Source organism: Glaciihabitans tibetensis (genome assembly GCF_003003265.1).
GTDB lineage: Bacteria > Actinomycetota > Actinomycetes > Actinomycetales > Microbacteriaceae > Glaciihabitans > Glaciihabitans tibetensis.
Genome location: NZ_PVTL01000001.1, coordinates 240939 through 260752 on the forward strand (window position 1 = coordinate 240939; position 19814 = coordinate 260752).

At 64.9% G+C, this 19814-nt stretch carries 15 protein-coding genes; 9 read left to right on the forward strand and 6 right to left on the reverse strand.

Annotation, left to right across the window (positions count from 1 at the left end):
- Window positions 1-108: 108 nt before the first annotated feature.
- Together B0I08_RS01220 and pip are read left to right on the forward strand one after the other, a co-directional pair.
- On the forward strand, window positions 109-795 hold the full coding sequence (locus tag B0I08_RS01220; RefSeq protein ID WP_106209024.1) for a TetR/AcrR family transcriptional regulator: 687 nt from the start codon (window positions 109-111) through the stop codon (window positions 793-795).
- Between the two features lie 274 nt (window positions 796-1069).
- Complete coding sequence (gene pip, locus B0I08_RS01225) at window positions 1070-2050, forward strand: prolyl aminopeptidase (protein WP_106209026.1); 981 nt, start codon at window positions 1070-1072, stop codon at window positions 2048-2050.
- Window positions 2051-2102: 52 nt separating this feature from the next.
- On the opposite strand, the gene B0I08_RS01230 is transcribed toward pip, so the two are convergent.
- From B0I08_RS01230 to B0I08_RS01245, 4 genes are all read right to left on the reverse strand, one after another.
- Window positions 2103-3464 carry a DUF1254 domain-containing protein gene (locus B0I08_RS01230; RefSeq protein ID WP_219905589.1) on the reverse strand — a complete coding sequence of 454 codons (1362 nt, stop codon included), beginning with the start codon at window positions 3462-3464 and terminating at the stop codon, window positions 2103-2105.
- 221 nt (window positions 3465-3685) lie between these two features.
- Window positions 3686-4579 (reverse strand): glycine betaine ABC transporter substrate-binding protein, encoded by an 894-nt coding sequence (locus B0I08_RS01235; protein WP_106209028.1) that lies wholly within the window; start codon window positions 4577-4579, stop codon window positions 3686-3688.
- Window positions 4580-4640: 61 nt separating this feature from the next.
- Window positions 4641-5594 carry an ABC transporter permease gene (locus B0I08_RS01240; protein WP_106209030.1) on the reverse strand — a complete coding sequence of 318 codons (954 nt, stop codon included), beginning with the start codon at window positions 5592-5594 and terminating at the stop codon, window positions 4641-4643.
- Window positions 5591-6877, reverse strand: a complete 1287-nt coding sequence (locus B0I08_RS01245; protein ID WP_342748147.1) for a quaternary amine ABC transporter ATP-binding protein — start codon at window positions 6875-6877, stop codon at window positions 5591-5593. Before B0I08_RS01245 ends, B0I08_RS01240 begins: the two co-directional genes overlap by 4 nt.
- A 461-nt stretch (window positions 6878-7338) precedes the next feature.
- Here B0I08_RS01245 and B0I08_RS01250 point away from each other — a divergent pair, with 461 nt between their 5' ends.
- From B0I08_RS01250 to ndk, 6 genes are all read left to right on the forward strand, one after another.
- Window positions 7339-7689: a GntR family transcriptional regulator gene (locus tag B0I08_RS01250; protein ID WP_106209034.1), complete on the forward strand. Its 351-nt coding sequence runs from the start codon at window positions 7339-7341 to the stop codon at window positions 7687-7689.
- The gene (locus tag B0I08_RS01255; protein ID WP_106209036.1) at window positions 7686-8762 is read left to right on the forward strand and encodes a DUF1648 domain-containing protein; all 1077 of its coding nucleotides are present in this window, start codon (window positions 7686-7688) and stop codon (window positions 8760-8762) included. The genes B0I08_RS01250 and B0I08_RS01255 overlap by 4 nt, the downstream gene beginning before the upstream one ends.
- 223 nt (window positions 8763-8985) lie before the next feature.
- Entirely contained in the window at window positions 8986-12399 is a 3414-nt protein-coding gene (ileS, locus tag B0I08_RS01260; RefSeq protein WP_106209037.1) for an isoleucine--tRNA ligase, read from the forward strand.
- A complete protein-coding gene (locus B0I08_RS01265) occupies window positions 12392-13792 on the forward strand; it encodes a bifunctional folylpolyglutamate synthase/dihydrofolate synthase (RefSeq protein ID WP_106209039.1) in 1401 nt (466 codons plus the stop codon). The genes ileS and B0I08_RS01265 overlap by 8 nt, the downstream gene beginning before the upstream one ends.
- A 15-nt stretch (window positions 13793-13807) precedes the next feature.
- A complete protein-coding gene (locus B0I08_RS01270; RefSeq protein WP_106209041.1) occupies window positions 13808-14176 on the forward strand; it encodes a DUF4233 domain-containing protein in 369 nt (122 codons plus the stop codon).
- 85 nt (window positions 14177-14261) lie between these two features.
- A complete protein-coding gene (gene ndk, locus B0I08_RS01275; protein ID WP_106209043.1) occupies window positions 14262-14675 on the forward strand; it encodes a nucleoside-diphosphate kinase in 414 nt (137 codons plus the stop codon).
- A gap of 117 nt (window positions 14676-14792) precedes the next feature.
- Here ndk and B0I08_RS01280 read toward each other — a convergent pair whose 3' ends face one another.
- Window positions 14793-15677: a DsbA family protein gene (locus tag B0I08_RS01280; RefSeq protein WP_106209045.1), complete on the reverse strand. Its 885-nt coding sequence runs from the start codon at window positions 15675-15677 to the stop codon at window positions 14793-14795.
- A 120-nt stretch (window positions 15678-15797) separates the two neighbouring features.
- On the reverse strand, window positions 15798-16397 hold the full coding sequence (locus B0I08_RS01285) for a vitamin K epoxide reductase family protein (protein ID WP_106209047.1): 600 nt from the start codon (window positions 16395-16397) through the stop codon (window positions 15798-15800).
- A 373-nt stretch (window positions 16398-16770) separates the two neighbouring features.
- On the opposite strand from B0I08_RS01285, the gene B0I08_RS01290 reads away from it, so the two are divergent.
- Window positions 16771-19797, forward strand: a complete 3027-nt coding sequence (locus tag B0I08_RS01290; protein ID WP_106209049.1) for an Rne/Rng family ribonuclease — start codon at window positions 16771-16773, stop codon at window positions 19795-19797.
- Window positions 19798-19814: the final 17 nt, after the last annotated feature.

Below are 19814 nucleotides of genomic sequence, written 5' to 3' on the forward strand. Positions count from 1 at the left end.
TGCTCCAGGAAGGTGGGGGGAGTTGCGGTCCCGATAAAACTAGACCGAGTACAACAATAGGCGATGCGAGGAGTTTTCGTTGGCATCGGGCTGTGCGAGAGTGGAGCAATGCCGACCAACGAACCCCTGACCCCGCCGTCATCCGGGCGGCCATCCGGGCGGCCATCCGGGCAGTCATCCGGGCAGCCGTCGGGTCGGCCGTCCGGTCGGCCAGGGCGTCGTCCCGCGTCGTCCCGCGCCGCGATCGAGGACGCGGCGGGCGAGCTCTTCCTCGAACAGTCCTATGCGCGGACGACCATTGAACACATCACCACCCGTGCCGGAGTCAGCCGCGCCAGCTTCTTCAACTACTTCGACGCAAAGAGCGATTTACTCTGGGGGGATGTCGACGCGCTTGTCGATTCGGTCGAGCAACAATTGCGCGCGCAACCAAGCAACATCCCGCCCATGGACGCCGTGCGGGGAGCGCTGGTTTCCGCGGCAGAACACGTCGGCTCCGACCGCATCCCTCTCGCGGTCACCCAGTGGGAGCTCATGGGCGCGCGCGACGAACTCCTCACCTCGGGGCTGTCACGGTTCTCCCGACTGGGCTCGCTGGTGCGGGTCTACCTCGATTCCCGGGCGAAGAGCGGTGAGCAGCTCGCCGTTACCGCAGCCTCCTTCGCTCTCGTCGGTGCGGTCGCGGCGGCTGCGGGAGTGTGGGCGGCGCAGGGAACGGCCCGAGACCCGCTCGCACCGCTCATCGATCGCGCAATCGCGCCGGTCTGCGACGGCTTTGCGCCCCGCTTCTCCTGACTGGGCACTTGCCGTTGGTTGCTAATGTCGACTGGGCACTTGCCGTTGGTTGCTAATGTCGAGTGGGCACTTGTCGTTGGGCGCGCTCAATCGACCGGGCTGTTGTCGACCATCTTTTCGAAGAAGTGGGTCGTTTGCTGTCCGGTGGCCGGAGTCCCGAAACGGTTGTTGTCCAGTGGGCGGGGTTTCGCAACGGTTGCTGGCCACTCGTCCGCCACCCCGCGCCGGACGTCGCTGCGAACCCCTGCATCGCCGCCGTCGTTAGGCTGGCTGGATGCGTTACTTCTACCCCGAAATCGAACCGTACGCCACCGGAATGCTGGAGGTCGGCGACGGCCAGAGCATTGCCTGGGAGGCGTCGGGTAACCCCGACGGCAAACCCGTCGTGTTTCTGCACGGCGGCCCGGGAGGCGAGGTGTCGCCTCGGCACCGTCGAGCGTTCGACCCGGAGAAGTACCGCATCATCCTCTTCGACCAGCGCGGGTCGGGTAAAAGCCGGCCGCACGCGAGCGAAGACGGGTACGACCTCGCCGTCAACACCACCTGGCACCTGGTCGCAGACATCGAGCGCCTGCGCGAGCACCTCGGCGTCGACCGCTGGCAGGTGTTCGGCGGATCCTGGGGCAGCACGCTCGCCCTCGCCTACGCGCAGACGCATCCGCAGCGGGTAACCGAACTCGTGCTGCGCGGCATCTTCACCCTGCGCGAAAGCGAGCTGAACTGGTTCTACGAGGGACCGGCCGGCCAGATCTTTCCCGAGGTGTGGGAGAAGTACGTCGCCCAGGTGCCCGAGAACGAGCGCGGCAACTTCATTCAGGCCTACCACCGCCTGCTCAATCACCCGGATCCCGCGGTGCACAACCCGGCAGCGGTCGCGTGGGCGACGTGGGAGGCCAGCGGCATCACGCTGCTGCCGCGGCCGGATCTCGTGGAGACGTTCTCCGATCCCCGCTTCGCGCTGGCGTTCGCGCGCATCGAAAACCACTACTTCGTCAACAAGGGCTGGATGAGCGACGGCCAGTTGATAGCTAACGCTCACGTGCTCCGAGACATCCCGGCTGTCATCGTGCAGGGCCGGTACGACATCTGCACCCCGCCCGTGACCGCCTGGGATCTGCACAAGGCCTGGCCGGAGGCTGAATTTGTGATGGTGGATGACGCCGGCCACTCTTTCGACGAGCCCGGGATACTCTCCGCGTTGATCGACGCGACAGACCGGTTCGCAGAGACGACGGATCAGCCTATCGAGAAGTAAACCGGCAGAGTCGGCATCGTCATTCCGACGGGCGAGAACAAACGTCTGGTTGTCAGGACGGCGCCACCTGGATCGCGGGAGGCGCCCAGCTTCCGTCGAGCACCTCGGGTCGCGGCGCGTACAGGCGCATGGTGATGCCGAGGGGGCCGGGAGGTGCCGGCAGCCAGTTGGACTCTTTGTCAGGCCCGGGGTTCGAACGCTGGATGTACAGGTCGAGGGCGCCGTCGGGGGTGTAGTTCAGGGCGTCGCGGTCTCCGATCGCGTAACGGTTGAGTTCGTTGGCCGATGGAAAGCCCTCGGCGTCGTACATCGTGAGCGACCAGAACGCGTCGACGGGTGGCAGTTCTTCCTTCTCGAAATGGAGGACGTAATCCTTCTCACCCACAAAAGCCTCACCCTGGTCATCGGTGACGGCCAGGGGATAGACGGCGTCCTCCGGCGGGTTAGCTCCGAGCCCCGCAATGGCAAGTACGGCGCGCTTGGCGTAGAAGTTGCCATAGACGCCGACCGAGTCGAGGATGATCTCCCAGCCGTTGACCAGTTTTCCCACCGCCGGGATCAGTGTCTTCAGCCTGGCGAGTTCGTCTCGGATTCCCTCATTCAGTGCGGCGCCCGCGCCCGCGCCCAGGGGCGACGGATCAAACGAATCCGATGCATGAACGCCGATGTGGGCGATCCGTGCCCGGATCGAGAAGTCGGTGTAGTGCCCGGGATGCTCGGCCAGCAGGCGGTTGGCGTAGCCGAAGAATTGCTCCGCGTCGAGGGAGTTCACGAGCCGCAACGGCTCCATTGTGAGATCGAGATCGGCGGGCGCCGCCGCGCTCAGCCTCGAAGTCGTAGGTTCCCCGCCGGACAGCGTGCGAATCGAGAAGCCCGCCTGCACAGCGTGAACCGCCTCATAGTCCGCGGGCCCGTTTGTCTGAACTCGCCCGATCAGCCACACAATTGGGGTCGGCGCCGCAATCGGTGTACCCGCGACCGGTAGGTCGCCTCGCCAGTTCGGCGGAATCACCACAAAATCGTGCGCCTCGCTCGCGGTCGTTCGCTTGCCTGGCACCGCGAACGCGTCGGTCCACATGTCGAGCATGGGGAGGAGGTAGTACCGCCCATCTGTGTTTGGGACGTGCACGATCAGCGGTCCGTCTGACAGGTCGAGCCAGCACACCGAGTACAGGGTGTCGAAGTTCGGTCGAACGATGCCCCGGAAGTCAGCCGGGGGAAACGCCGGAACGTGCGCGAAGGTGTTCGGCAGGCTGTGCCCGATTCCTCCCGACCCATCCGTGAGCTGCATGCGGGTCACGTCCATGATGATGAGGGGGTAGAGGTAGGTGAAGGCTTCCGCGGCGAGCGCTCGAATTTCGGTCGAGTCGAGTGACACCGTCGAGTCGAGAGATACGGTCGAGTCGATGGACATGGAACACCTTTCATCGGGGCGCGGGATCCCGCGGGCAGCTCCAAGCGTCCGCCCGGCCTGCTCGTTTCCTCTTCCTCCCTTTAAGGTGATCCGGATCACACCGACGGAACGCGAAACGGCCGCCTCGCCCCGTGTTTCCACGGGCGTGACGGCCGTTGCGGTGCTGCTGTAGCGACCCAGTGGTCGAGCAGGACCTAGTGGTCTAGCTGCAATTGATCGAATTATGCGGTGAGGCTGTCGACCCATTCCTGGTTCTCGACGATCCAGGAGTCCACGATGTCCTCGTAGTCGCTCGCGTCGGCGTCGCTGTTGAACATGGCGTTCTGGAGGGTACCGAGAGTCTCGGTGTCCATCTCGAAGTCGCCGAGCCATCCCGCGAACGTCGGGAACTTCTCTTCGAAGTCGGTGCTGCCGTAGGAGTGGAGTCCCTCCGGATCACCCAACGCGCCCTGGGGGTCGGCGAGGTCCTTGATCTCAAACGCGTCATACGCCCAGTGCGGGTGCCACAGGGTGACCGCGATGTTCTCGCCGGCGTCTGTTGCGGCCTGCAGCTCGGTGAGCATGGTGGCGGTAGAAGAGGTTTTAAGTTCCCAGTCCTCGAGTCCGTAGCCCGGGATGACGACATCTTCGGTCACCGCGGTCAGTCCGGCGCCGGGCTCGATACCAACAATCGTGCTGTCAAACAGGTCGGCGTTGTCCGCGAGCTCGTCGAGCGAATCGACGGGCGCGTCCGCGTTAACCGCGACGTTCAGGGTTGCGTCGGTGTTCCAGGTTCCGATGTCGACGATGTCGTCACCGAACTCCTCGACGTAGGTCTCGTGGGTGGTCGGCAGCCAGACGTCCATGTTCACGTCGTAGTCCCCGGTCGACAGTCCCGTGAATCCGGCAGCGACATCGGCGTATTCCAGCTCGACGTTGTAACCCTTGTCTTCGAGGACGGACGCCCACAGGTAGCTGACGGCCTCGCCCTCGGGCCACCCATTAAATACGGCGACGGTGACATCTTTCTGATCGCCGTTCGCCAGCGGTTCGGCGGGCTCTGAGGCGCAGCCGGCCAGTGCGACCAGACCGGTAGCGGCGACTGCGGCGAGCATGGTGCGGATGGGGGTGTTCATAGATTCCTTACGGGGTTGTGGTGCAGTGACGGAAAAGACTGGGGCGAACAGAAAACGTCGGTTAGACCGAAACCGGGACCTTGGCCTCGGTGGATGCCGGCTCCGACGGCGTTTCGGCGCGGGCAGGCTGTGCGGCTTCGCTGGTGCCGGTGGCGCCCTTGCGCGTCAGAAATGCGAACATCGGGCGCTTGCGCTTGCCGGCGAGTGCGCCGGACAGGCGGTCGAGGAAGATCGCGAGGATCACAACCGAGATACCGGCTTCTGCACCGAGGGCAACGTCGATACGGCTGAGCGACTGCACGACGTCTCCACCGAGGCCACCGGCGCCGACCATTCCGGCAATGACCACCATGGAGAGGGAGAGCATGATGACCTGGTTGACTCCGGCCATGATCGTCGGCATCGCGAGGGGGAGCTGGATCTGACGGAGGATGCGCCAGTTCGAGGAACCGAAGGCATGGCCAGCCTCGACAACCTCGCTGTCGACGCCACGGATGCCCAGCTCAGTGAGACGGACACCGGGTGCCATGGCGAAGATCACGGTGGCAACGATTCCGGGGACAACTCCCACCCGGAAGAGAAGCAGCGCGGGGACGAGGTACACGAAGGCGGGCATGGTCTGGAGGAAGTCCAGAACCGGACGCACGATCGTCGATGCGAGTTTGGATCGTGCCGCGAGGATCCCGAGCGGAACGCTTATGAGGATCGCGATCGCACTGGCAACGAGTACGAGCGACAGGCTTTCCATCGCGTTCTCCCACTGGTTCACTCCCACAATGAGGAGGAGGCCAACCGCGGAGCCACCAGCGAACTTCCAGCCCTTTACAACATAGGCGAGGACTGCCGCGACAATGATGATCGCCCAGAAAGGCGGGCTGACGAGCACAAACGACACAGCGTCATAGAGCGCCGCAAAGATGAGGCGGATGACGTCGAAGACCGGACGGAACGTGTCAGTCAGGAAATCGACGAAGAGGTCGGCCCAATCGCCGAGCGGGATGCGGAATTCATTCATACGAGGACACCGTCCTGGGTGGTGGAAGAGGAATCTGCGCCCTGTGCGAGGGTCGCGTCCAGTTCAGAATTGGGGATGATGGATACCGGTTCGATGACCGGAATAGGCATTGTGGTTGTCGGCACGTTGCCGAGCGCTGCGAGCAGCGTGACGCGGGGGATAACGCCCAGCAGGCGGTGCTTCTCATCGACGACCGCGATGGGGAGCGGACTCTCCACCGCGAGTTCGAACAGGTCGACCAGGGCGGCGTCAGGGGACACCGTCGCGTGGTCCTTGTTGATGATCCTGGCGAGGTCTGTGTCGTTGCTCTTGACCTGGCGCATCACGTGGGAGTCGCGCACGACACCGAGGAGCGTGCGATCGCGGCCGAGCACGAAGGCTGCACCGGCCTGAAGGTCGCGCATGACACGAAGCGCGCCTCGCGGTCCTGCGGTGAGCGGCACCACCGCGCGGGCGGGTTCCATGACGCTGGCGGCGGTCAGCACTCGGGCACGGTCGACGTCCTGCACGAACTGGGCGACGTAGTCGTTGGCGGGGTCGGTGAGGATGTCTTCCGGGGTGCCGATCTGCACGATACGGCCGTCGCGCATAACCGCGATGCGGTCGCCGAGGAACATGGCCTCGTTGAGGTCGTGCGTGATGAAGATGATGGTTTTGCCGAGCTCCGCCTGCAGCTCGAGCAACTGCTCCTGCATTTCCCGGCGGATGAGCGGGTCGAGCGCGGAAAATGCTTCGTCCATGAGGAGGATGTCGGTTTCCGTGGCGAGCGCGCGGGCGAGACCCACCCGCTGTTGCATCCCGCCGGAGAGTTCGGAGGGCAGTTTGTCTTGCCAGCCGTCCAGGCCCACGATCTTGACGACTTTGCCCGCGCGCTCCAGCCGTTCGCGCTTACCGACACCCTGCACCTCGAGGCCGTAGGCGGCGTTATCGAGTACCGTGCGGTGCGGAAACAGCGCGAAGTGCTGGAAGACCATCGACACGTGCTTCTGGCGCACAGTGCGCAGCTCCCCGGCGGATACACCAGAGATGGCCTTGCCCTCCACGGTCACCGAGCCGCTGGTGGGTTCGAGCAACCCGTTGAGCATGCGGATCAGAGTTGACTTGCCCGAGCCGGACAGTCCCATCACGACGAAGATCTCGCCCTTCTTGACCTCGAAGGAGGCGTCGATCACGGCCGCGGTCTCGTGCGGCGCTAGTTCGGCGCGGGTGGCGCCCTGCTGGAGGCGGGCGACTGCCTCCTTCGGGCGTCGTCCAAACACCTTGTACAGATTTTTTGCGGACACGGATGTAGCGCTGCTCACGTTTTCCTTAAAAGCGCGCACGTGGGAATTGATTAGGCCCACGGCGGCTGTAGATCTCGCGGACGGGTTGCTCACTTGTGGCGACGGCACCCTGATCAAGCGGCCGCACGGTACGTGCAGGCGGCGATCGGATACGTTCACGGCTCAGCCGGCGGCTGGAGGTGGGCGGACCATACGATTTCACGCCCGACTGTAAAGCCAAGCAGCGATTTCGCGACCTAATAAAGTAGTTCAGCTACAACCCTAGTCACATCACGGCGACACAATCGGGTCAGCGCACTCTCTTGGACGCGTTTTCTGCCCCGACCCGGCAGGTCCGACCGCTCTAAGGTCGCGGAATGGCGGGGATCGCGACCGTTGCCAGTTCGTTACCACACAGATGTTGGATTAACTCGACAAATCATGGCTTGTTCTATTGAAAATAGAACTATAAAGTTGAGTTTATGTTGATACGAGTTGATCCCGCCTCGAGTACGGCACTGTTCGAGCAGCTCGCCGCCGGGGTGCGCGCCGAGGTCATGCGCGGCAGGGTGACGGTGGGCCAGAAGCTGCCCGCAGCGAGGGAGCTTGCCACCTCCCTCGACATCAACGTGCACACCGTGTTGCGCGCCTACCAGTTGCTCCGCGACGAGGGTCTTATCGACCTCCGACGCGGGCGGGGCGCCATCGTCACCGACCACGCGCGCAACTACGCGGCGCTCGCAGAATCGCTGCCGCGCCTCGTCGCCGAGGGGAAACGACTGAACTTATCCGCAAACGCGCTCGCCGCGCTTATCAGAGAGGCATACCTATGACACTCATCACTCCGACCCGCGCACCCCGGGCGTATTCACCCGGCCAGGTTCGGCGCATCATCGGTATCGGCGGAGTCACCCCGGTTGTTTTTGCTTTGATCGGCTGCGCCCTGATGGCGTCCTGGGCCCCGGAGCTGCCCGACCCCATCGCTATTCATTGGGGTGCAGGCGGGAGCCCTGACGGGTACGGCTCGCTCGCCAGCGTGATCGCGATGCTTCTGGGCTACGTAGTGCTCTTCTCGGCAATCATCGTGGTGAGCGTCGTCGCACTGCGTTCGTCGCCGCAGCGATCCTCAAAACCTCGGTTGTTGATAGCGGGGAGCATCTGGTTGTCGACGGTGATGGCCTTCGGGCTTACGGGGCTGGTGTGGGCCCAGCGGGGTCTGGCTGATGCCGCCGACACCGGTTCGGTGGTTGCACCGTTCGTCCTGGGGGTGGCAGTCGGGCTCGTGTTCGGCACCGTGGCCTGGTTCCTTACCCCGGTACCGGCTCGTCTCGACGCGAGTCTCAATGACGGGGCCCAGCCCGCGATGGCTCTCGCGTCGCATGAGCGCGTCAGCTGGTCGAGGTCGTCCCGACCCGCCACCAGAACCATCGTTGTGTTCTTCGCCGTTTTTGGCGTGCTCTCGCTCGGGAGTGTGTTGTCCATGGCGCTCACCGCGGCGCCGTGGATGTGGGTGACAGTGCTTCTCCTGTGTCTGGTACTCCTTGCATCGGCCGTGTGCTTCTACTGGCGCGTGAGCGTCGACCAGCGCGGCGTGTCCGTGCGATCCGAAATTGGCGTGCCCACGTTCACAATCCCGTTGGACGAGATCTCAGGAGCGCGCGTTGTGCAGGTCAACCCGCTGGTGGACTTCGGGGGATGGGGCCTGCGCTGGACAGCGGGCAAAACCGGCATCGTAGTGTGTTCGGGAGAGGCCATCGAGGTGACCAGAAAGTCGGGCAAAATGCTCGTGGTGACGGTGGATGATGCGGACACGGCGGTCGCGTTGCTTGAGGGCCTGCTCCGTCGACGCGACGCCTCTGTGCCGCCCGCAGCGTCATCACCACCATCCACCCCGACTGTGGGCTAAACTGGCGCCCGAACAACGTTGATCCGGCAATCACCGGGGAGTTTTTGGAAGAACCGTCCGTTGCCCTGCAGGTGGGGCGACGAGCGCAGTAGAACCAAACGGGTCTGGCCCGTCACAGCCAATGAACAAGCGGTCGCGGTGACGCGGCAAGCGGGGTGGTACCGCGGAGTCCGGAGAGTGCGGGCGACGTCCTCGTCCAGACAATCGCGCGACCTGGAGAGACATGTCCTACCCCCGCAAATCGTTCGTACCGGCCGATGGCAGCGCCGACGCAAGCACCGCCGGCAGCGAGAGCACCGACAGCAGTTCGACCAGTGCGTTCGGCGTCGCAGCATCCCCCAACTTCCCCGATATCGAGAAGCGCATCCTCGCATTCTGGAAGCGGGATGACACGTTCAAGGCCTCTGTTGCCGCGCGCGAGGGCGCAGACGAATGGGTCTTCTACGACGGCCCGCCCTTCGCGAACGGCTTGCCGCACTACGGCCACCTGCTGACCGGGTACGCGAAGGACCTGTTTCCGCGATTCCAGACGATGCGCGGCAAGCAGGTGCATCGGCGCTTCGGGTGGGACACCCACGGCCTCCCCGCCGAGCTCGAAGCGATGCGCCAGCTCGGTATCACCGAGAAGTCCCAGATCGAAGAAATGGGCATCGCGACCTTCAACGCGAAGGCGCGCGAGTCGGTTCTCGAGTACACGGGTGAGTGGGAGCAGTACGTCACGCGCCAGGCCCGCTGGGTCGACTTCGAAAACGACTACAAGACTCTCGATGTGACCTTCATGGAGTCCGTCATCTGGGCGTTCAAGCAGTTGCACACCAAGGAGCTCGCGTACGAGGGCTTCCGGGTGCTGCCTTATTGCTGGCACGACGAGACGCCGCTGTCGAACCACGAGCTGCGCATGGACGATGACGTCTACAAGATGCGCCAGGACCAGACCGTCACCGTCACGTTCCCCCTCGACGGAGCCAAGGCGGAGGCGCTTGGACTCACCGGCGTCAAGGCTCTGGCCTGGACCACCACGCCCTGGACCCTCCCCACCAACCTCGCCCTGGCGGTCGGGCCCGGCATCGAATACGCGGTTGTGCCGTCCGGTCCGCTCGGCGCCGGAGACGGTTCGGCCGAAGCGGTTTCTGAGTACCTCCTCGCCACCGACACCATCGGCGCCTACGCCAAGGACCTCGGCTACGCGTCGCCAGCGGAGGCCACCGCTGCGATCAGCCGCACGGTGCTCGGCGCCGAGCTCGACGGCGTCACCTACGACATGCTCTGGGACTACTACGCCGATACCGAGCTGTGGGGCACCGAAAACGCCTGGCAGATCCTCGTCGCCGACTACGTGGCCACCGGAGAGGGCACGGGAATCGTGCACCAGGCACCGGCCTACGGCGAGGACGACCAACTCGTCACCGGCAAAGCGGGCATTCCTGTCATCCTCTCCGTCGACGATGGCGCCCGATTTCTTCCCGTGATAGCGGATGTCGCGGGGCTGCAGGTCTTCGAGGCGAACAAGCCCCTCGTGCAGAAGCTGCGCGCCGACGGCCGACTTCTGCGCGTGGCGAGCTACGAGCACAGCTACCCGCACTGCTGGCGCTGCCGCAATCCACTGATCTACAAGGCCGTTTCGAGCTGGTTCGTGCGGGTCCCGGAGTTCCGCGACCGTATGGGTGCACTCAACCAGGACATCAACTGGGTGCCCGCCAACGTGAAGGACGGCCAGTTCGGCAAGTGGGTGGGTAACGCTCGCGACTGGTCGATCTCGCGTAACCGCTACTGGGGCTCACCGATCCCGATCTGGAAGAGCGACAACCCGGACTACCCACGCGTCGACGTGTATGGCTCGCTCGACGAGCTCAAGGCAGACTTCGGCAGGCTCCCCACGAACGCGGAGGGACAGCCCGACCTGCACCGCCCGTACATCGACGAGCTGACTCGACCGAACCCGGACGACCCGACCGGGGCATCCACCATGCGCCGCATCGAGGACGTCCTCGACGTCTGGTTCGATTCCGGGTCGATGCCGTTTGCCCAGGTGCACTACCCGTTCGAGAACCGCGAGTGGTTCGAGAGCCACAACCCCGCAGATTTCATCGTGGAGTACATCGGGCAGACCCGTGGCTGGTTCTACACGCTGCACACACTTTCGACGGCGCTGTTCGACCGGCCGGCGTTCAAAAACGTCATCAGCCACGGCATCGTTCTTGGCAGCGACGGGCAGAAGATGTCGAAGTCGCTGCGCAACTATCCTGACGTCAGCGAGGTGTTCGACCGCGACGGCGCCGACGCGATGCGCTGGTTCTTGATGTCGTCATCGGTCATCCGCGGCGGCAATCTCGTGGTCACCGAGGAGGGCATCCGCGAGAGCACGCGCCAGTTTCTGCTGCCGCTGTGGAGCACGTACTACTTCTTCACGCTGTACGCCAACGCTGCGGGGCCGGTCGATAACCCCGGCTACGAAGCCACCTGGCGCACCGACTCGACCGACGTGCTCGACCGTTACCTGCTGGCGAAAACACGCCGTCTGATCGACGATGTCACCGCCGATCTCGAGGCACTCGACAGCCCGCTCGCGGCCAACCGCCTGCGCGACTTCGCCGATGTGCTTACTAACTGGTACGTGCGCCGCAGCCGCGGACGCTTCTGGACCGGGGTCGCCGACGCCAACTCGGTCGATGCGTTCGACACTCTGTTCACGGTGCTCGAGACGGTCACGCGCGTTGCGGCACCCCTCATCCCGCTGATCGGCGAAGAAATCTGGCAGGGTCTCACCGGCGGTCGAAGCGTGCACCTGCTCGACTGGCCCGACTCCTCCGCCTTCCCCGCCGACGACGAACTCGAGGCCACGATGGACCGCGTTCGGGAGATCGCATCCTCGGGGCTGTCCCTGCGCAAGGCGAAAAGCCTGCGGGTGCGTCTGCCGCTGGCCAAACTCACCGTCGTCAGCACCCAAACCGCAGAGCTTGCCCAGTTCGAACAGATCCTCCGCGAGGAACTCAACGTCAAGGCGCTGGAATTTGTGACCTTCGAGGCGGACAGCCTCGAAAAGTTCGGCATCAGCCACAAGCTCGCGGTCAACGCGCGCGCCGCGGGGCCCCGGATCGGAAAGCAGGTGCAGACCGTTATCCAGGCTGCCCGTGCCGGCGACTGGCAACACACGGCAGACGGGGTGGTCGCGGGCGGGATCGCACTGCTGCCTTCGGAATACGAGCTGACCCTGCAATTGAGTGACCCGTCGAGCGCGATCGCGTTCCTGAGCGGCAGCGGATTCGTGCTGCTCGACACCGTCACGACACCGGAACTTACGGCCGAGGGCCTCGCCCGCGACCTCATCCGGGCCGTCCAGGACACCCGGAAGGCCGCGGGACTGCAGGTCAGCGACCGGATCCGCCTCGCGATCGTCGGGGAGAGCGCCGAAGACGTTGCCGCGCTCACGAACTTCGGCGACACGATTGCCGCAGAGACCCTCTCAACCTCATTCACCGTCACCTTGGCCCCGGATGCGCTGACCACAGCGGCACTGGACGCTGCGGCCGGCGGCGAACGTGCCGTTCTGTCCGGCGGGCAATTTTCTAACTCCGGCGTTCTGGTGATTGATCTCTGGAAGTCAGACGCAACACAATTGGAAGCAAGCAATGTCTAAAAATAATGACCTGGAAGACGACCGCGAAGTTGGCGACTACGACGACGGTCTGTACGAGCGTGCCGCTCGCGACGCGTACGAGCAACTCCTCGAGCGCGTGGGGGAGGCCTCCCCGCAGCCGCGCCTGAGCGCAACGCGCCGCGCGGTCGAGATGCTGGGTGACCCGCAGAAGGCGTATCCCGTCATCCACATCACGGGGACCAACGGCAAGACCTCGACCAGCCGCATGATCGAGTCGCTCCTGCGAGCCCACGACCTGCGCACGGGATTGCTCACCAGCCCGCACCTCGAGCGGATCAACGAGCGCATTGTGATCGATGGTGAACCCATTTCCAACCAGGCCTTCGCGGAGAACTGGAAGGACATCACGCCGTTCCTCCAACTCGCCGACGCCGAACTGGTCGCGGCTGGCGAGGTGCCCCTGAGCTTTTTCGAGGCGCTGACCGTTCTCGCTTTTGCGGCGTTTGCAGATGCACCGGTGGATGTCGCGGTGCTCGAGGTCGGAATGGGCGGCGAGTGGGACTCCACCAACGTCGCCGACGCCCAGGTAGCGGTGTTTGCGCCCGTCGCGCTCGACCACGAAGCACGCCTCGGCAACACCGTGCGGGAGATCGCCGCGACCAAGGCCGGCATCATCAAGGACGACTCGGCCGTGGTGTCCGCAAGCCAGGGCGCCGACGTGATCGTCGAGCTGGAACGAGCCGCCGCGGCACACGGCACCCGGTTGGCGGTCGAGGGCAACGAGTTCTCCCTCGCCTCGGGAACCGTAGCCGTCGGCGGGCAGGTGATCTCGGTTTCCGGGCTCGCCGGAACCTACTCCGACCTGTTCCTTCCGCTCTTCGGCGACCACCAGGCGCACAACGCGGCCCTGGCAATCGCCGCAGTGGAAGCATTCATTGGTGGGGGAGCGCAGCCTCTCGGTGCCGATGTTGTCGCCGAGGGTCTCGCCACGGTGACGTCGCCGGGCCGGTTGCAGGTCGTGGGGATCGAGCCGACCGTGGTGGTGGATGCCGCGCACAACCCGCACGGGGCTGAGGCGTTGGCCGCCGCGTTGCCGCAGTATTTCACCTTCGACCACATCACGGCCGTGATCGGTGTGCTTGCCGACAAGGACGCCGAGGGGATCGTGCGCGCGCTCGACGGGGTGGTGAACGAGTTTGTGGTGACACAGTCCACGTCGGACCGTGCCGTAGACGCTGACGATCTGGCAGCCATCGTGGTGGCCATCGCCGGCGCCGACCGCGTCATCGTCGAACCGTCGCTCGAGGCCGCGCTGGACACTGCGCGGGACAGCGCCGCGCGCACCGATAAGGGTGCGGTCGTCGTCGCGGGGTCGATCACGCTCGTCGCCGACGTGATGTCGATGGCCTCCGACCAGGGCTGGAAAAAGTGACGCGCGGGGTGCTCGGTGAGTGAGTCCCAGCCGGGCCGTGCCCGACGGGTACGCAGCGTCACGGAGTTGCTGCTCAGCATCGTGCTCGCTCTCGAGGCCATCGTGGTGTTCTTCGTCACGCTCACGGTCTACGGGCTCGACGTCCTCGACCCCGTGACGGCGTTCGTCAGCGGTGCGGTTCTGGTCGTCCTGTTGATGGCGACCGCACTGCTGCTGCGCTATCCCTGGGGCATCTGGCTCGGGTGGGCCCTGCAGGTTGTGCTGCTCGCGTCCGGGGCGTTGCTGCCCGCGTTGTACTTTGTTGCGGCAATATTCATCGCAATGTGGGTGTACTGCTTTATCCGGGGGCGTCAGATTGACAGGGGCCGCGCCGCACAACAATAAGCGGGATGCGGCACTTGGTTGCCCGGCTCGGTACAGTGAAAATCCCCGGGGCAAGTTATTGCCCCTCGGCAGAGAAAGAGATCCCATGAACATCGAAGAAACGCTCGTCCTGGTGAAACCCGATGGTGTGGCGCGCAACCTCACCGGTGAGATCCTCCGCCGCATTGAGGCCAAGGGATACAGCCTGGTCGACATCAAGCTGGTAGAGCCCGATCGCGACCTTCTCGCACAGCACTACGCCGAGCACGAGGGCAAGCCGTTCTACGAGCCGCTCGTGGAGTTCATGGAGAGCGGCCCCATTGTCGCTATCCGCATCGCCGGCAACCGGGTGATCGAGGGTTTCCGTTCTCTTGCCGGAACCACTGACCCCACGACCGCTGCGCCCGGCACCATCCGTGGTGACTTCGGACGGGACTGGGGGCTCAAGGTGCAGCAGAACCTGGTTCACGGCAGCGACTCGCCCGAATCAGCGGCGCGGGAGCTCGCGCTCTGGTTCTAAGCTCACTCCGGTTCTAGGGTCTCACCGGTTGTGAGGTCCCACCTGTTGTAAAAGACACAAAACAAATGCCCGCGGATGCTGTGAAGCATCGGCGGGCATTGGTGTTTCAGGTGCGCGTTACTCCGTGGGAGTTTCCTCCGCGGCCGCAGTCATCACGTCGGTGACGAAGGTGCTGAAGGCTTCGGGGTCGTCGAGGGCGCCGGTGTACTGGCTTCCGTTCACCAGCACCGTGGGGGTGCCGGTGACGGCCGCGACCTCGGTGTTGGGAAGCGGCCCCTCGAGTGCGCGCTCGGTTGCACCAGCGACCCACTCCGAGAACGTGCCGTCGGTGATGCAGGACGCGACGTCGTCGCCATCCGATCCCGCCGCTGCGATCAATTCGACGAGTTCGTCGTCGGTGAGGCCCGTGGTTGCTTCCTCCGGCTGATCGGCGAACAGCGCCGTGTTGACCGCGAGGAAGTTATCCGGGTCGTAGTTCGCAACACACGCCGCAGCGTTTGCCGATCGGGTGGAGTATTCGCTCCCGAGTGACTGGCTGTCGAGGATCGAGATCGGGTGCACCTCGAGGGTTGCGGCGCCCGAGGTGACCCAGCTCGCGATCTGTTCGCCGTTGGTGTTCTCGAAGTTCCCGCAGTAGGGGCACAGATAGTCGAGGTAGACGACGATGTTGGCCACGTCGGTCGACTCGCTGACGTCGGTCGCGACCGGGACCGAATCTGGCTGCAGCGCCGCGGTCGAGACGGCGGTAGCCGCGCTCCCGTCGCCCGTGATGACGATGCCGTCACTCAGCATGTTGAGCGGCCCGGTGGTGGGCTTGGCTGACGTCGTCACCACCAGCGCGACAACCGCGACGATGGCGAGCGCGCCGAGAATGACGGACCCCTGGGTGATCAGGCGGCGTCTCTTCTTGCGCTTCTGCTCGGCCTCGCGGGTCTCGCGCGCGAGTTCCCGCGCGTGCTCACGCTTCTGGTTTTTGGTTAGTGGCTGGCGGTCGTTGGTCATACGCCCCTCGTGTCGTTGCGGGGCGCTATCGCCCCGAAGAGACGCTACTGACGAATCTTAACCAAAGTTTATGCCCGGGCTGTGAGTGTGCCGTGTGACCAAAGACCTTCCCTGACGGCCTCAGAGGAACGAGAGCACATCGAGTCTGAGCTGCGCAACGAGCGCGATCACAAGGTACGAAGCGACGGTGATGAACGGCACCCAGCCGTAGGCCGCACGGAACAACCGCCTGGCGCGGGCTGAAACCGGCACCACTCCGTTCGACAGGCAGTAGAGCACCACCGCCCAAAACATCGGGATCGTCACCGACCACACCACCATGCACCACGGGCACAGCGTGCCGAGGGTGAAAATGCTCTGCGACAGCAGCCAGATGACGAAGGCAAGGCCGGCGGTGAGGCCCAGCGCAAAGAGGATCCAGAACCACCGTGCGAATTTTGCCCCGGCGAGGATCGCAACACCAACGAAGATCGGCGCGCAGAAGGCAGCCAAACCGATGAGGGGGTTAGGGAACCCGAAGACCGCGCCCTGCCAGGAGTCGAGATTCTTGCCGCACTGCACCACAATGCTGAAATCGCAGCTCAGGTCCACACTGGGATTGACCAGCACGTCGAACTTGGCGAGGGTGAGTTCGAACGCGGAATACCAGCCGATGATGCCGCCGACGATGAGTAAGAGTGCGAGCGCGACGGGGCGCCGGGAAGACGGAAAGCTGGTCATGGTCGGATTATTGCATGTCGCTGCTGGCCGGTTGCCGGGGCGTCCGCGCGACTATTCACCAATGCGTGCGATAATTTGCAGTAGTCAGTCGAGCCGCGCTCGCGCTGACGCCAAAGAAGGCTTGACCGGGCATCAAACCGGGCCACCGGATGCAACACAGGGATGTTGCGGTGACGGATAGCAAGTTCCGTGCACCGGAGTGACAGCCGGTGCAGGCACAGCATGGGCAATAAGGTCGCCAGCTCGATTTACTCGAGATCAGGCACCGATTGCGGACATGAAGGATTAGCAGCGTTTAGCGAAAGCGAAAAACGCTCCAGAGAGTACCCGGTGGGTGGCGCGGTCGCCCAGCCGGCCAAGGAGTACACCAGAAATGGTGAACACAAACAATAATAACGAAGCACCCAAGAAGCGCAGCCGCCTGTTCGGCGGCCGCAAGACCGTGCAGGCCAGTGTTCCGCCGCCCGCTGCGGCCGAGCCCGAGCGCACCGAGATACCAGAGCCGGATCGGTCTGAGGCGCTGAGCACGGCGGACGAATCATCCGCCACAGCCCCGCCCGCCCGCCGAGCTGCCCCCACCAAGGCCCCAGCGGTCGATGAGTTTAAGGAATCCGACATGGATGACGCCCCCATCGGCCACGCCCCGATGACCGTTCCCGAGATTGACCACAGCGCGCGCCGCACCCCGCCACGCCCGACTACCTCGTTGCTATTCCAGGCGCCCGACCTGCCGCCACTTGCCCCGCTCGCGCCCCGCACCTCAGACCGCCGGGACGACGCCGGTCGTGACGACGACCGTCGCGAGCCCAACCGCCGCGACTCGAACCGACGCACCGACGACCGTCGCGACGTAAACCGTCGTGATGACGACCGTCGTGACGTAAACCGTCGTGATGACGACCGTCGTGACGTAAACCGTCGTGATGACGACCGTCGTGACGCGAACCGTCGTGATGACGACCGTCGTGAGCAGGCGCCGGACGACGTCGACCGCGCCGACGACCAGCAGGACGACGACACGCCGAATGTGCGCCGACGTTCGCGTCGCCGCCCGGGTGAAGAGCCCCGCGCCGGTGACACCGACCCGAACACCGTCATCAAGGTGCGCCAGCCGCGCCAACAGCCGCAGCCTGAGCTGATCACCGAACCTCAGCGCATCAAGGGATCAACTCGTCTTGAGGCCAAGAAGCAGCGTCGCCGTGACGGCCGCGATGCCGGCCGCCGCCGCCCCGTGATCACCGAGGCAGAGTTCCTCGCCCGCCGCGAGAGCGTCGACCGCATGATGATCGTGCGCTCGAAGTTCGACCGCACGCAAATCGCCGTGCTCGAAGACGGCGTCCTGGTCGAGCATTACGTGGCCAAGGCCGCCGAGGCGAGCCTCATCGGCAACGTGTACCTCGGCCGAGTGCAGAACGTGCTTCCGAGCATGGAGGCAGCATTCGTCGATATCGGACGCGGACGCAACGCGGTGCTCTACTCGGGTGAGGTCGACTGGGATGCCGCCGCCGCCGACAGCGACTCGAAGAACCAGCCCCGCCGGATCGAGCTGGCGCTCAAGCCGGGCGACCGCGTACTCGTCCAGGTGACAAAAGATCCGATCGGACACAAGGGCGCCCGCCTGACCAGCCAGGTGAGCCTGCCCGGCCGGTACCTCGTCTACGTGCCCAATGGGTCGATGAACGGCATCAGCCGCAAGCTCCCCGACACCGAGCGCGCTCGCCTCAAGAAGATCCTCAAGGAGGTGCTGCCGGAGAACGTGGGCGTCATCGTGCGCACCGCGTCCGAAGGCGCCACCGAGGAGCAGCTGACCCTCGACGTCAATCGCCTGACCAGCCAGTGGGCAGAGATCAGCCGGCTCGTGGAGACCTCGCAGGCTCCGGTACTGCTGCACAGCGAACCCGACCTGCTCGTCAAAATCGTGCGCGACGTGTTCAACGAGGACTTCCAGAAGCTCGTCATCGCCGGCCCGGAAGCCCAGTCGACCATCGAGGCCTACCTGCGCTCGGTCGCACCCGACCTGCTCGAGCGCGTCGAGACGTACGAGGGCGACACCGACTCCTTCGATGCGTACCGCGTCACCGAGCAGATCGAGAAAGCGCTCGATCGCAAGGTGTGGCTGCCCTCGGGTGGTTCGCTCGTCATCGACCGCACAGAGGCCATGACGGTCGTCGACGTCAACACCGGCAAGTTCGTCGGGTCGGGCGGCAACCTCGAGGAAACGGTCACCAAGAACAACCTTGAGGCCGCAGAAGAGATCGTGCGCCAGCTTCGCCTGCGCGATATCGGCGGCATCATCGTCGTCGACTTCATCGACATGGTTCTCGAAACCAACCGTGACCTCGTGCTGCGTCGTCTGGTGGAGTGCCTGAGCCGCGACCGCACCAAGCACCAGGTGGCGGAGGTCACGAGCCTCGGCCTGATTCAGATGACCCGTAAGAAGCTCGGACTCGGCCTCATCGAGTCCTTCAGCGAACCCTGCGAGCACTGCGCCGGCCGGGGGATCATCATCCACCACGATCCGACCACCCAGCACCGCCAGACACCGCAACAGCAGCCCGAGGGTAACGGCCGCGGTCGCCGTGGCAACAAGGGCCAGAGCGGAGCGCCCACAGCGCCCCGCGGCAACTCCTCTGCTCCGAACTCAAACGGCAGCGCCACTGTGCCTGCCGGGCAGAGCGCACCCGTGAAGCACGCGATCACCGATGACGTGCGCAATGCGCTCGCGCGGGTTGCCGCGAGCACGGTGCACACGGACGCCCCGTCGGCCGAGGGTGCCGTTCTCGATTCACACGAGAAGGTGGATGCCGCGTCCGCCGCGACACCGGAGGCTCAGGCGCCTGCGTCGACCGACGGTGCCTCCGGTATCGAGGCAGCGGTGACGCCCGAAGCGTCCGACGGCGCCGAATCGACGGAAGCAGCAGACGCAGGCAAGGCCCCGACCCGGGCATCGCGTGGTGGACGCCAGGAACGCGGCAACCGCCAGGCCAACGGCGAGCGCCAGAGCAACGGCGAGCGCCAGGGCAACGGCGAGCGGGGCGGTCGCAATGCTGATCGCGCCGGTGGTCGCCAGAGCGCGGCCGACCGGTCGAACGCGCGAAAGATCAGCGCAGAAGAGATCAACGCTCAGCACACGGTCGCGTCCGAGCCCACCGTGGAGGCGCCCGCCGCACCTATAGTCGGCGAGGGCGCGGAAGCGGATTCGGTCGCTATCTTCGACCTGCCCGTGACCAAGGCCCAGCGCGCACCGCGCCGGATCAGCACTCACGACGCCGAGCAGATTCTTGATTCCGTGCTCGAGGCTCTGCCAGAACCGAAGCAGCCGGGACAGGGGCGCTCTCGCGTCTCCCGCCGCGCGTCGAGCGCCGGCGCCGGCATCATCACCACCGAGGTGAAGGAATAACTCCCTCCCACCCGTAA

Bases quoted from the DNA above. Each gene is read 5' to 3' on its own strand.
- B0I08_RS01220 (WP_106209024.1), top strand. From the start codon at position 109: ATGCCGACCAACGAACCCCTGACCCCGCCGTCATCCGGGCGGCCATCC.
- pip (WP_106209026.1), top strand. From the start codon at position 1,070: ATGCGTTACTTCTACCCCGAAATCGAACCGTACGCCACCGGAATGCTG.
- B0I08_RS01230 (WP_219905589.1), bottom strand. From the start codon at position 3,464: ATGTCCATCGACTCGACCGTATCTCTCGACTCGACGGTGTCACTCGAC.
- B0I08_RS01235 (WP_106209028.1), bottom strand. From the start codon at position 4,579: ATGAACACCCCCATCCGCACCATGCTCGCCGCAGTCGCCGCTACCGGT.
- B0I08_RS01240 (WP_106209030.1), bottom strand. From the start codon at position 5,594: ATGAATGAATTCCGCATCCCGCTCGGCGATTGGGCCGACCTCTTCGTC.
- B0I08_RS01250 (WP_106209034.1), top strand. From the start codon at position 7,339: ATGTTGATACGAGTTGATCCCGCCTCGAGTACGGCACTGTTCGAGCAG.
- B0I08_RS01255 (WP_106209036.1), top strand. From the start codon at position 7,686: ATGACACTCATCACTCCGACCCGCGCACCCCGGGCGTATTCACCCGGC.
- ileS (WP_106209037.1), top strand. From the start codon at position 8,986: ATGTCCTACCCCCGCAAATCGTTCGTACCGGCCGATGGCAGCGCCGAC.
- B0I08_RS01265 (WP_106209039.1), top strand. From the start codon at position 12,392: ATGTCTAAAAATAATGACCTGGAAGACGACCGCGAAGTTGGCGACTAC.
- ndk (WP_106209043.1), top strand. From the start codon at position 14,262: ATGAACATCGAAGAAACGCTCGTCCTGGTGAAACCCGATGGTGTGGCG.
- B0I08_RS01280 (WP_106209045.1), bottom strand. From the start codon at position 15,677: ATGACCAACGACCGCCAGCCACTAACCAAAAACCAGAAGCGTGAGCAC.
- B0I08_RS01285 (WP_106209047.1), bottom strand. From the start codon at position 16,397: ATGACCAGCTTTCCGTCTTCCCGGCGCCCCGTCGCGCTCGCACTCTTA.
- B0I08_RS01290 (WP_106209049.1), top strand. From the start codon at position 16,771: ATGGTGAACACAAACAATAATAACGAAGCACCCAAGAAGCGCAGCCGC.